The 11566-nt window shown below is 43.3% G+C and carries 11 protein-coding genes; 2 read left to right on the top strand and 9 right to left on the bottom strand.

What is annotated here, in order from left to right:
• Window positions 1-439 precede the first annotated feature (439 nt).
• The 5 genes from dgcA to AAGA51_RS16225 form a co-directional block, all read right to left on the bottom strand.
• On the bottom strand, window positions 440-1423 hold the full coding sequence (dgcA, locus tag AAGA51_RS16205; RefSeq protein WP_042481294.1) for an N-acetyl-D-Glu racemase DgcA: 984 nt from the start codon (window positions 1421-1423) through the stop codon (window positions 440-442).
• Window positions 1416-2438, bottom strand: a complete 1023-nt coding sequence (gene dgcN / locus AAGA51_RS16210) for an N-acetyltransferase DgcN (RefSeq protein WP_042481292.1) — start codon at window positions 2436-2438, stop codon at window positions 1416-1418. Before dgcN ends, dgcA begins: the two co-directional genes overlap by 8 nt.
• A gap of 76 nt (window positions 2439-2514) precedes the next feature.
• Complete coding sequence (locus tag AAGA51_RS16215) at window positions 2515-3234, bottom strand: ABC transporter permease (protein WP_042481289.1); 720 nt, start codon at window positions 3232-3234, stop codon at window positions 2515-2517.
• A gap of 10 nt (window positions 3235-3244) precedes the next feature.
• A complete protein-coding gene (locus AAGA51_RS16220; protein WP_042481281.1) occupies window positions 3245-3961 on the bottom strand; it encodes an ABC transporter permease in 717 nt (238 codons plus the stop codon).
• 104 nt (window positions 3962-4065) lie between these two features.
• Window positions 4066-4845 carry a transporter substrate-binding domain-containing protein gene (locus AAGA51_RS16225; RefSeq protein ID WP_042481279.1) on the bottom strand — a complete coding sequence of 260 codons (780 nt, stop codon included), beginning with the start codon at window positions 4843-4845 and terminating at the stop codon, window positions 4066-4068.
• 140 nt (window positions 4846-4985) lie between these two features.
• On the opposite strand from AAGA51_RS16225, the gene AAGA51_RS16230 reads away from it, so the two are divergent.
• Window positions 4986-5933 (top strand): LysR family transcriptional regulator, encoded by a 948-nt coding sequence (locus AAGA51_RS16230; RefSeq protein WP_042481276.1) that lies wholly within the window; start codon window positions 4986-4988, stop codon window positions 5931-5933.
• Here the strand turns inward: AAGA51_RS16230 and AAGA51_RS16235 are convergent.
• Window positions 5925-7841 (bottom strand): diguanylate cyclase, encoded by a 1917-nt coding sequence (locus tag AAGA51_RS16235; RefSeq protein ID WP_042481269.1) that lies wholly within the window; start codon window positions 7839-7841, stop codon window positions 5925-5927. The two genes, AAGA51_RS16230 and AAGA51_RS16235, sit on opposite strands and share 9 nt — an antisense overlap.
• Before the next feature lie 302 nt (window positions 7842-8143).
• Here AAGA51_RS16235 and AAGA51_RS16240 point away from each other — a divergent pair, with 302 nt between their 5' ends.
• Window positions 8144-9859: a GGDEF domain-containing protein gene (locus tag AAGA51_RS16240; RefSeq protein WP_042481604.1), complete on the top strand. Its 1716-nt coding sequence runs from the start codon at window positions 8144-8146 to the stop codon at window positions 9857-9859.
• A 55-nt stretch (window positions 9860-9914) separates the two neighbouring features.
• Here AAGA51_RS16240 and AAGA51_RS16245 read toward each other — a convergent pair whose 3' ends face one another.
• From AAGA51_RS16245 to AAGA51_RS16255, 3 genes are all read right to left on the bottom strand, one after another.
• The gene (locus AAGA51_RS16245) at window positions 9915-10226 is read right to left on the bottom strand and encodes a hypothetical protein (protein WP_042481266.1); all 312 of its coding nucleotides are present in this window, start codon (window positions 10224-10226) and stop codon (window positions 9915-9917) included.
• Between the two features lie 221 nt (window positions 10227-10447).
• On the bottom strand, window positions 10448-10723 hold the full coding sequence (locus AAGA51_RS16250) for a hypothetical protein (protein ID WP_042481262.1): 276 nt from the start codon (window positions 10721-10723) through the stop codon (window positions 10448-10450).
• A 278-nt stretch (window positions 10724-11001) separates the two neighbouring features.
• On the bottom strand, window positions 11002-11478 hold the full coding sequence (locus AAGA51_RS16255; RefSeq protein WP_042481259.1) for a DUF1203 domain-containing protein: 477 nt from the start codon (window positions 11476-11478) through the stop codon (window positions 11002-11004).
• Between the last annotated feature and the right edge of the window lie 88 nt (window positions 11479-11566).

Below are 11566 nucleotides of genomic sequence, written 5' to 3' on the forward strand. Positions count from 1 at the left end.
CTAAGATGTTTTAAAGATGAAAATATATTCAATAGATATGGCAAATATTAATAATTAATGCTGTTGACCATTTTGTTTGTTGAATGATTTTACCGCATAAAATTATTAAAGGCATAATTAAAAACTAACAAATGAAACAAATTGGAAACAATTGCAGTGTGTGAATTGTTTTTAAAGTTATGAAATTTATACAAAATTTTGTTAAACGCTTTTTGTTGGAAGTGCTGATTTTGAGGGCTTTTATCCGGATAGTGTCTGATTGACTATAAATATAATAAATGTGAATTAATATCTAATTATGTTGGTGAGTTTAAAGTTAGTTCATTAAATTTTATTTTGAAGTTTGAACTCTAAAAATAAAAACGCCCACCAGTTGGTGAGCGTTAGGATATTAAAGCAGAGCTTAGTGCAGACGCAGATAGTTCAGCAGATTACAGAACTACCCCCAAACCGCTTGATTAGGCTCAACTTGGCTTTGATGATAATGGAGAGACGGAGAGCGATCTTTCGACAGCAGTAACGGCCCGTCGATATCGACCCAGCGAGCTTGTTGAGCCAAAAGCAGGGCAGGAGCCATCGCCAGTGATGTTCCAATCATACAACCGACCATGATTTCAAAACCCATCTCTTGTGCGTCTTTAAGCAAGTCTAACGCTTCTGTCATACCGCCCGTTTTATCCAGCTTGATGTTGACTGCTTGATAACGTCCTTTCAAATTCGCCAGTGACGAGCGGTCGATACACGACTCATCTGCAGTAATTGGCAGCTCTGGTGTAATGGTCTCCAATAAATGTTCTTCCTGAGCATTTAACGGTTGTTCCACCATTTCTACGCCAAGTTTGGCGAGCTCCGGCAAGTAAGTTTTTAGCTGTTCAAAGCTCCAGCCTGTGTTGGCATCAATAACCAAACGTACATTGGGTGCAGCTTCACGAACGGCTTTGACGCGTTCTAAATCACCTTCACGGCCAAGTTTCAGCTTGAGAATGGGGCGGTCTTTTTGCGCCGCCGCCGCTTTAGCCATTTTTTCCGGCGTATCTAAAGAAAGCGTAAATACTGTGGTGACTTGCTTCGGTGCCTCTTTAAAGCCCGCCATTTGCCACGCTGTTTGCTTGTTCAGTTTGGCTTCTAGTTCAAACAGTGCGCAGTCAATAGCGTTACGAGCTGCGCCTGCGGGCATAATGTCGCGAAGTTTATCGCGGCTAATACCCGATTCCACTTGAGATTTGAACGCTTCAACCATAGCAAGAACGTCTGGATATTCAGGCTCGAATACATCCATACGTTCACATTCACCGCGACCAATGCAGCCAGCTTGTTCTATTCCCACAACAACGACTTCACCGTGCAGCATCGGAGCCATGCGAGAGATGACAAAAGGTTCGTGCAGTGGCCACTGTTCAACCTTGATCGACATCTTACGCATAACAAACCTCTTCAAGCTGATCGACAATTGATGCGATACCTGTGCGAACTGGGTCGACAACAGGCACACCAAACTGTTTCTCTACTCGTGCAATCTCTGCCAGCGCTTGTTCTTGGCTGAGATTTACAGTGTTAAGAGCAATGCCGCCTAAACGGATATTTGGATTGGTGACGCGACCCATAGTGAGGTTGATGTCGATAACGGTTTGCAGCTCTGGAACAGTAAAGCCAGGCATTTCGTCCATTTGAACACGGCCAGCTTCGTGACACACGATGATGACATCAGCCTGAGCGCCATGAAGCAGCCCCAAACTTACGCCAGCATAAGCAGGGTGTAGCAGCGAACCTTGACCTTCGATGATGTCCCAATGTTCTGGCGCGTTGTCTGGCGCTAGTGTCTCTACCATGCCAGAGATAAAATCAGACACAACCGCATCAACGGGTACACCATTTCCTTCAATCAGAATTCCTGTTTGACCTGTTGCACGGAAAGTTGCTGGAATGCCGCGTTTTTCCATTTCACGATGGATAGCGAGCGTAGTAAACATTTTGCCTACGCAGCAGTCCGTACCTACGCTGAGTAATCTTTTGCCCGAACGAGGAAGGCCAGTACCACACACCATTGGGCCTTGAGGAACTCGCACATCAAGCAGCTTTTGGCCTGTACGTTCTGCCGCTTCAACTAAACGTGGAATATCGTTCAGTCTCATGTGCAAACCGCTTGCGATATCTAGTCCAGCTTCCATTGCTTCAATCAGCAGATCCAGCCATTCTTCAGGCAGTGTTCCACCCACAGGTGCTAAGCCAAGAATAAAGGTTTTTGCGCCGCAAGCCGCCGCTTCGCGAGGATTCATTTCAGGTAAGCCCAAATCGGCTTTTGCACCAGCTAGGCGATATTGAGCAAGGCACTTTTCAGGACGCCAGTGTGCGACGCCTTTCGCGACTTTCGCCATGAGAAGATCATTAGCGTCACCAAGAAATACTAAATAAGGTGTTTTTAGTTCAATTGTATTCATCGTATAAATCCTTGTTCAGATAATGCGAATCCCCAAGAGCTGTGCCCCTGTAGACGGTTGTTTGTTGATATCAAAGTTAATTTGTTGCTGTTTGAAGTACGGGTTTATTCGGTGATCGTTGGATCTGATGTCGATACAGATAACGTTCAGCGTAGCGCCAAGCGATGACAAAGCTGATGGTGATCACCAGATACATCACAGCCGCGAGAAAATAGGTTGATATATCGAATGTCTGGGAAAATGCTCGACGCGTCTGACCCATTAAGTCCATTACCGTAATGACACTCGCGACAGCGCCACCTTTGAGCATCAAAATGCATTCATTGCCTAATGCCGGAAACGCAATTCGGTAGGCGAGGGGTAACACTATGTGTCGATAAAGCAGGTTGTTGTTCATTCCCATCGATTTGGCTGCTTCAATTTCACCCGCATCTACCGATTGAATGGCACCGCGCATAATTTCAGTTTGATACGCCAGAGAGTTCAGAGTGAATGTGAGTAACGCACAGTTCATCGGGTCTCTAAAGAATTGCCACAATCCCATTTCCATTAGAAATGGTCGGAACTGACCAGACCCGTAGTAAACCAAAAACAGCTGAGCAATCAGTGGCGTGCCGCGAAAGAAGGAAATAAACACCTGCACAGGAACGCGGCAAACAGCGGACTTTTGAATTCGCAAAATAGACATAGGTAAGGCAAGGATTGCAGCGATAACCACAGACACAACGGTAATCTTAATGGTCATCCATGCGCCACTAAGGAGCATAGGGGAGACTTTTTCAATAAAGTCTAGCATCGTCCTTTCCTCAACGGCTTACGCGGATACCACGTTTAGAGTGGGTTTCCATGGTTGATAACAAACGCTCGCAACAAGCGCATATGGCCCAATAAACCAAACAGATAGTCAGGTAAAACAGAAACGGTTTCTTGGTCGCACCAACGGCGATGTTGGCGGCTCGCATTAAGTCGTTCAAAGCAATCACCGAAACGAGTGCGGTGTCTTTGAGTAAGTTAATCCACAGGTTGCCTAAGCCCGGTAAAGCAAGGCGCAATAACTGTGGTCGCTCAATGTGCCAGAAAATCTGCCAAGGACTCATCGACAATGAATAGCCAGCTTCACGCTGTCCTTTGTCCATGGCTTTCCAAGCGCCACGCAATACCTCGGCTGCATAACTGCTGAAAACGAGTCCTAAAGCAATCACACCTGCACCAAAAGGGTTTAACTCAAAAAATCCGTTACTTGAGTCAATCCATTTCAGAGTTTTGTTAATCAGCAGCCCAACACCGTGATAGATAATGAACAGAGTAAGTAGCTCAGGAAGACCTCTCAATACAGTGGTATAGATGGTTGCAAACCAACGATGAGCGGGTCGAATGCTGACGGACAAAGCCGCAACGCAAGTTCCAATCACCATACCAACGGGCAGAGCACAGAGTGCAAGTCCCAGCGTTATGGCTAAGCCTTTCAGTAATTCATCTCCCCAACCTTGGTCACCAAAACTGAGATACATCAGATATTCCATTACACGTGTCTCTTTGAGTTATTGTTTCGCAATGGTTTGGGTGGCGTACTACCACCCATGACGTTGTTACTAAATAGCGATTTTGCCTGTTGAAATTCTGGGTCTTATTGAAGCGTTAAAAGGTTGATTGAGAAGAACTCATCGTTAATTTTCTTATACGTGCCGTCTGCGATGATGTTTTCCAGAGCCTGATTCAAGCGTTTTAGTAACTCTTCATCTTCTTTGCGCAGCGCCATGCCCACGCCGTCGCCCACATAAGTGCGGTCTGTAATTAAGTTGCCCGCTTTTTCACAACAAGAGCCGTCTTCAGAGTTTATCCAATCTGTCATTGGCATGATGTCACCAGCTTGTGCATCAATACGGCCGCTTGCCAAATCAAGGTTTACAGCATCTTGCGTTGGATAAAGGCGAATTTCAGAATCTGGGTATTGAGCAAGAAGGTATTCCGCCTGAGTGGTAGAGCTTTGTGCACCGATGATCATGCCTTTCATTGCAGCAGGAGAGACATCTTTGATTCCGGAGTTCTTATCAACAACGAAAGTCATTGCGGAAGCTTGGTATGGCGCGCTGAAAGAGACCTGTTTTTTACGCTCATCAGTAATAAACATTGAAGCCAGAATTACATCGTATTTTCCCGCAAGTAGCGCTGGAATAATGCCGTCCCAATCTTGTGCGACAAACTCACACTCAATCTTCATGTTGGCGCACAACGCTTTACCTATCTCGATATCAAAACCCGCAAGCTGACCGTCCGCGGTGTAATAGTTAAATGGAGGGTAAGCGCCTTCTGTACCAATTTTTAACGTTTCGGCTGCCGTACCAGTAGAAGCAAGCAGGGCGATACCTGAAGCCAGTAAAGTGCTAATTAATTTTGCTTTTACCATTGTGATGTCCTTTTCGTAATGGTTGCAGATTGGAATTGTTGTTTATTGAGTATGTGCAAAGTTAGCTAATGTCCATAATGATAAATAAATATGATATACATAGCCTCTCGCTATGGATAAGCCACTAAAAGGACGATGAGATGCTGAATGCTAAAGACCGACTACTTCGTAATCTGGATTGGAATTTGCTCTATACCTTTTTAACGATTGTGAATGAAGGGGGAATTAGTGCCGCTGCTCGCAGGTTGTCGTTAAGCCAGCCAAGTGTGAGTAACGCTCTTAAGCGATTAGAGGATCATTTGGATAAGCGCCTTATCTTGCGCAAGAAAGGCGTTTTTACCCTCACTTTGCATGGAATGCGCGTTTATGAATACGCCTCTTCCGTTGGCCGTATTGTCGGAACCATGGCCGATCAGTTTGTAGACCAGACCGATAATATTCAAGGTGAGCTAACTATCGAAATCGCAAGCCATCTTCAATGTCCGGCTTATGATGTGACGCTGGCTCAGTTCCACGGATTGTTTCCTAACGTGATTTTCAACGTTAATACGTTCCCCAGCGCAGATATTGTCAACCATGTGGCGGAAGGTGTTCTGCATATTGGCCTTAGCAACAAGAAAATAGCTAAGACAGGTGTTAGGTGTGATTTTCTCGGCTATGAGCAGATGGGCTTCTACTGTGGGCGAGCACACCCGTGTTTCGGCAGAGAAGATCTTACATTGGAAGACATTCGTGGTTTGCCTTACATCTCTTTTGAAAGTGACCAACCCGGTGAGGGCTTAGATGCGATTGCACAGTTCCGTGACCAGCAACAGTTCTGGGGTAAGCTGGTGGCGGTGTCTTCAAACCTTGAAGAAGTCAGACGCATGATTATGGCCGGAATTGGCTTCGGTGCATTAACGGTTGAAAGCGCGAAGCCGTTTGTTGCTCAGGAACTTTTATGGCCACTGCCGCCGTATGAGTCACTGCCAGTGACCGATATGTATTTGGTTACCCCAGATACAGTGAGTTTGAATGAAATTGAGTCCAAATTTATTCAGATGTTAAAGCAGAACACACAGTCGCTTGTGAGACGAAATTTAAGCTAGTTCTTTAAAGACTTCTACTCGGTTACGCCCGTGATGTTTGGCGCTGTAAAGCGCTTTATCGGCACGTTCGAGTATCTTATCAATGTCTGTATCCAGAGCATTAATGGTAGTAATGCCCATACTGGCGGTACAGTGAATGACGCTGTGATCTAATACCACCGGAGACTCTTCTATCCGCTTGCGTATGCGGTTAGTAAAGTGTACCGACATTTCGGCGGTGGTTCCGGTTAGTATCAGGCCAAACTCTTCTCCGCCTAAACGACCCACCGAGTCAACTTTACGGATTTCGTCACTGAGAATATTAGCAACCGAGATCAGTACCTTATCGCCTGCACCGTGACCGTAAGTGTCATTAATCGCCTTAAAGTTGTCTAAATCGATGAAAATAACCGTGACAGCGTCACATTGTTTGCGATGGTATCTTTCCATCTCAGTCGCTAGCCGTTCCATAAATACTCTGCGTGTTGGCAATTGGGTTAGCGCGTCTGTAGTGGCGAGTTTGTGGAGTTCCTTTTCCAAACGTATGCGGTCAGTGATATCTCGTGAAGATGCATAGAAATAGCGACCGTCAGCGGTCCTAATCCACTTGGCATTAATTTCTACATCAATAATGCTTCCATCTTTTCTACGATGTTGGGTTTCGAATTTTTTGGCTTCAGTTCCAAAGGTTGCCATAGTCTCGGCAATTTCGTCTGGTTTTAATCTTGCTTCCCAGTCGCGCATATTCAGCTTTGACATCTCTTCTTCGCTGTAGCCAAGCAATTCTGCAAAGGAATGACTAAAAGCAACGATGTTGCCGCTTTTATCGAGGACGTGTATGCCATCGCTCGCCATTTCCATATAGAGTTTGTTTTTCTGATTGAGGTTATTGATTCGTAAATTCAGATCCATCAACTTCTCAATATAGTTGCCACGATTGGTGTAATCAGTGAAAAACTTATTTAATACACTGGCGAAAATGAAACCAAAGACAACGGTAATAAACAAGGTGATTCCCGAGCTATATAGAAAACTCTTGTGAGACATTGATGCCTGCAAATGTGAGTAAGTGCTATTGAGAGAAAGAATTAAAATTAATTCCTGAGGGATTGGCAGGTTGAGTTTTCTCGAGTAAAAAATCGAATTTTGATAAGTACCGTTGTTCACTAACTCCTTAAAATCAGGAATATCTTTATAAATATTATCGTTGCCAGTGTATCGGCTCCATTCTCTGCTGTTGTCATAGTGAAGCAGAATTTCACCGTCGCTATCCACCAGTATTGAATTATATAAAGGCGTATTGGCGAAGGTTACAAATAGTGGCTGGAGAAAATAATTGACGATTAAAATGCCGGAGAAGGTGTCCGTATAAGAAAGGGGCATTACTGCGCGCAGTGTGGGCTTGTATGGTATTTCAACTCGGCCATTGTCTTCATTCAAATCAAGGTTTGAAAACCAAATTTCATCGGGCTGTTTCTCGATAGAGTCATAGAAAAAGTAACGATGAGACTTATTTTGTAGCTTATTGGCTTCAACAATTTTTGCTTGGTCGCCAAGCTGGTCTCTGTCGATTCTGACCACTTCCATTCCGCGGTTGTCGATATAACGGATTTTCATAATATCTTGCTGACTTTCCGCGATGGAGAGTGCCAATTGTTCAAAATCCTGTTTGCCCGTTTTCGGGTTGAGTTGAAACTGATTGAATGACGGACTCATTCTTATCGCTTTAATGGTGTTTTCAGAGTCGGTAAAGAAGTTGGCGAGTAAATTCTCTCTTTCTTTGGTTTTTTGATTGGCGTTGGTTAAAGCTATGGTCTCTGTTTGACCGGAGAATAGCAGCTCTCTTGTTAAAAATTCGGTTACGACAATGATCGCCCCAAAAGATATTAGGATAAAAATGAGTTTTGGAAGGCTTTTATGTAAGCGCATTTATCATTTCCGTTTCCCCTAGTTCTTTAAAGATAGACAGAAATGAAGTGGTTGTTTGTTTGAAATGCGTTTTTTATCTCATACCAAATATTCAACTTCTGTCGAATAACACATCTTTACCGAGAAAATAGGTTAGTTGAGACATATAACTATGTCGTAGATTCCACTTTTGTTCAGTGCGATTCCGATATTAGCTGTAATGGGCAATTAACGGATGATTTTCTTCTCTTATATCTGATATTGTTTTATTAGAGTTGGCTAAAGTTATAGATATGACGATTCAAACTTCACTGGAGAAGGAAATGAAGTTAAAGCCTCAGTTTATGCTAGTTACTGCTTTGGTGTTTATCGTCACGGCTGGCGCAGTATCTTGGTTAGTTCGAACGCTTGCTGAAGGAATCATAGAGCAGTGGGCTCCGCGTTATATTACGAAGCAAACCCTTTACGATAAAAGCCGAACGCTGCAGCCAATCTTGCGTGAGCTGGCGCTTTCTCGTCAGCTTGCTACTTCTAATACCATTAAACAGTGGGCACATTCTCCTCAAAATGAATCTCTGCAAGCTATTGCGCTCGACGAGTTGGAAAACTATCGCCAGAATTTTCAGGACAAAAGCTATTTTGTCGCTTTGCTGAGTAATGGACACTATTACCACAACAACGCATTAGATGAGTTTCGCGGTAAAGAATTTCGCTACATATTGGACCCGAGCAAGCAAGAAGACAGCTGGTTTTACAACCTAATCGAACAGAAACGCGACATTCATATCAACGTAAACCCTGACGTTGAGCTCGGCATTACTAAGTTGTGGATTGATGTACTAATTAAAGATGGTGAAGATATCTTCGGTATGGTTGGGACGGGGTTGGATCTCACCACCTTTTTAAACAGTGTGGTTGATGAGGTGGAACCGGGTATACACAGCTTCTTTATTGACCACTCAGGAGCGATTCAGCTTCATCGTGATAAAGCGATGATTGATTATGGGTCAGTGATGAAGGCGCATACAGATCACAAGACGATTGATCTGATTTTTGATAATAAAAATGACTTGGATACCATTTACCAGTTGATGCACCAGTTAGAGTCTGGTGACACGCAAGTCGTTACCACTTTTGTTGATATGCAAGGTTCTCGTCAATTGGTGGGCTTGGTTTATCTGCCGGAAATCGACTGGTACAAAATAACCTTGATAGATCTGAGCATTTTCCTTCCTGTCTCTCACTTCACCAAGATCGTTGTCGTGTTTATAGGCACGCTATTGATTGCTCTGATGCTAATGAACTTGGTGCTAAATCGTTTGGTGTTAAACCCAATCAGCGAACTGGATAAAGCGTTGGCATTGTTTGAGAAAGGGCAGAATCCGAAGTCTGAAATTACCAATCGCAGAAGAGGTGAGTTGGGGCGAGTGATTAACCACTTTATTCAGATGGCTGAAACCGTTTTGCAATCGAAGCGAGATCTTGAACTTAAAGTACAAGAAAGAACCGTAGAGCTAGAACGGCTCACACAAATAGACCCATTAACAGAACTCTATAATCGACGCGGTATGGCCGAGCAGATTGAAGCGAGTCTGAATCGCGCTGAACGTGAAAGCCTTCCATTGGGTTTGTTGTGGATTGATATTGATTGGTTTAAAGATATCAATGATACCTACGGCCATGCGGCTGGAGATGAATCATTAAAAGCGATAGCGGAAGTCATTCGGGAAACCATACGGTCTTATGATATGGCTGCTCGCTGGGGAGGCGATGAGTTTCTCGTGCTGTTGGTCAATGTTGATGAGAATGAGCTGGCTCAGTTGGCGGAACGTTTATGTTTGCAAATCTCTCGCCATGAGTTCTCAGACAGCTTCTCAATCAGTGTGAGTATTGGCGGTTCTATGTACGTGCAAGGGCAAGATATCGACACTCTATTACAAAATGCCGACCAAGCGTTGTATAAAGCCAAAGATAACGGGAGAAACTGCTTTTATATCAATCAAATGAAAGCACTGAGTGTTAATGAAAGTAACGTTTAAAGCGAATTCGCAATATAGGGAACTCGTATAGTCTTCAATTCATCAGGTTTGAAGACTAAGGCCATGCCCGTTTTTTCGCACCACCATTGGCTTTAATCATATCCATGGTTTTTTTCGATTGCTCTTCAATCGATTTCAAGCTTTTCGTTACAGAGTTTTGGAACTCTGCTTTGCCAGAATCGAACTGCTCAGCAGGCGGTGCTGAAGGGGATTTCAACTGATGTACAAGTTGTACTAATTGCTTATTTTGTCCTTCGAGCGCTTTGACCTGAGCGGTGAGTTCTCTGAGCATTCCGCTTTGCTCTCGGATTTTGGATTCAATGCTGTTAAAAGCTTGAAGGATTTGCCCTATGTTTTGTTCTGCCATCAAGATATCCATATTCGATGTACCAACATAGCTAAAGTATAGGCAAAGCTTTTGGTTTTATGAGCGGATTATTGGTCGATGTTAACAAATTTGTTAATTAGCCTTGGCAACAGACGTTAGGCATTCTACCGACTTTCTATAGGCCTCTTGCTGAAACAAGAGGCGTTCACGGGTCGGTAGAGTAGGTGCAAAAGAACTTGTTTCGATGTATTAGGGACGCGCTAGTAATGCTCGTTTTTACTTTTTGCTAAGAGATACTCTTCGACAGCTTTGACGATATCGGGACGATTAATGTACTTGCCAATGAAGTAGGGAGGTACAAAGAAAAACAAGAGGTAAAAAGATTCATCGATGAACTGATTTGCAATTACCACTTCATGATTAAAATAAGCGAATATCGCTAGTGCATCTAGCAAGAAATAGAGTCCACATAACACCACGGACATAATAAGTAACAACCCGAGTAGGTTTCTTAATATCACTTTAGACGTCGTCATTTTTAATCCCTCAAAAATTGAACAAGATCTAACGTACTCCTATTTGCTTGGTTGGTTTCTTGATATGAATCAAGTTTCTTTTTCTGTTCCCGAAAATTAAGTTTTCCTATCTGGTAGTACAATTTAAATGAGCGTGATTGAGGGAGTTTACTTGGTATCTGCAGAGCCTGTAATCATCCCCATTATTGCCGAAACTCGCCTATTGAGCAGACCAAGTTAGCATATTAAAACTAACTTGGTTAAAGGTAAGAAAAGCATTTGGACGCTTAGAATACTTGTTAAGCTCTGTACACATTGCAATTGAAGCAACCAGGATTTGCATTATGAATTTGCAGGTATGTGACCTCATTATTTAAAAGCTGGCCACGGATAACATTTCCCAGTTTTGCACCTTGTACGGTTTCTGCGCAAATCATCAAGTTTTTACTATTATATGCCCTCACTGATAACAGCCTTTCTAATAATATTTCTGGTATCTCGTTAATTTCCAATTCGGCGGTTTCAGCATTTTCACGAATGAAAATAGGGCCTGAAGCTTGATATGGTGATTGGACATCATGATGTTTAAAAGCGATGAGCAGAATTCTCTCTCCAACTTCAGCCTCTTTTAAAGATACCCGACAAGGGTAGCCTGGTTTTGAATCTGCAATCAGCCTCCTAGCATTAACTTCTGCGAGTTGTTCCTCACTCCAATTTAGTAGTTCAACAAAAATGTTTTTCTCAATTGGTTTAATTATAAAGTTCGTAGTCTTCATGGTTGTTGCCTATCTAAAAATTTTAGGATAGCTATGGCATCAATAAGTTTCTCGCCACAAACGGAACTGTAACTTAAGACTATGGGTA

This window comes from Vibrio diazotrophicus, from assembly GCF_038452265.1.
Classification (GTDB): domain Bacteria; phylum Pseudomonadota; class Gammaproteobacteria; order Enterobacterales; family Vibrionaceae; genus Vibrio; species Vibrio diazotrophicus.

Excerpts from the sequence above, each read along its gene's own strand:
- AAGA51_RS16225 (WP_042481279.1), bottom strand. The coding sequence starts at position 4,845 with ATGGTAAAAGCAAAATTAATTAGCACTTTACTGGCTTCAGGTATCGCC.
- AAGA51_RS16250 (WP_042481262.1), bottom strand. The coding sequence starts at position 10,723 with ATGACGACGTCTAAAGTGATATTAAGAAACCTACTCGGGTTGTTACTT.
- AAGA51_RS16215 (WP_042481289.1), bottom strand. The coding sequence starts at position 3,234 with ATGCTAGACTTTATTGAAAAAGTCTCCCCTATGCTCCTTAGTGGCGCA.
- AAGA51_RS16220 (WP_042481281.1), bottom strand. The coding sequence starts at position 3,961 with ATGGAATATCTGATGTATCTCAGTTTTGGTGACCAAGGTTGGGGAGAT.
- dgcA (WP_042481294.1), bottom strand. The coding sequence starts at position 1,423 with ATGCGTAAGATGTCGATCAAGGTTGAACAGTGGCCACTGCACGAACCT.
- dgcN (WP_042481292.1), bottom strand. The coding sequence starts at position 2,438 with ATGAATACAATTGAACTAAAAACACCTTATTTAGTATTTCTTGGTGAC.
- AAGA51_RS16255 (WP_042481259.1), bottom strand. The coding sequence starts at position 11,478 with ATGAAGACTACGAACTTTATAATTAAACCAATTGAGAAAAACATTTTT.
- AAGA51_RS16235 (WP_042481269.1), bottom strand. The coding sequence starts at position 7,841 with ATGCGCTTACATAAAAGCCTTCCAAAACTCATTTTTATCCTAATATCT.
- AAGA51_RS16245 (WP_042481266.1), bottom strand. The coding sequence starts at position 10,226 with ATGGCAGAACAAAACATAGGGCAAATCCTTCAAGCTTTTAACAGCATT.
- AAGA51_RS16240 (WP_042481604.1), top strand. The coding sequence starts at position 8,144 with ATGAAGTTAAAGCCTCAGTTTATGCTAGTTACTGCTTTGGTGTTTATC.
- AAGA51_RS16230 (WP_042481276.1), top strand. The coding sequence starts at position 4,986 with ATGCTGAATGCTAAAGACCGACTACTTCGTAATCTGGATTGGAATTTG.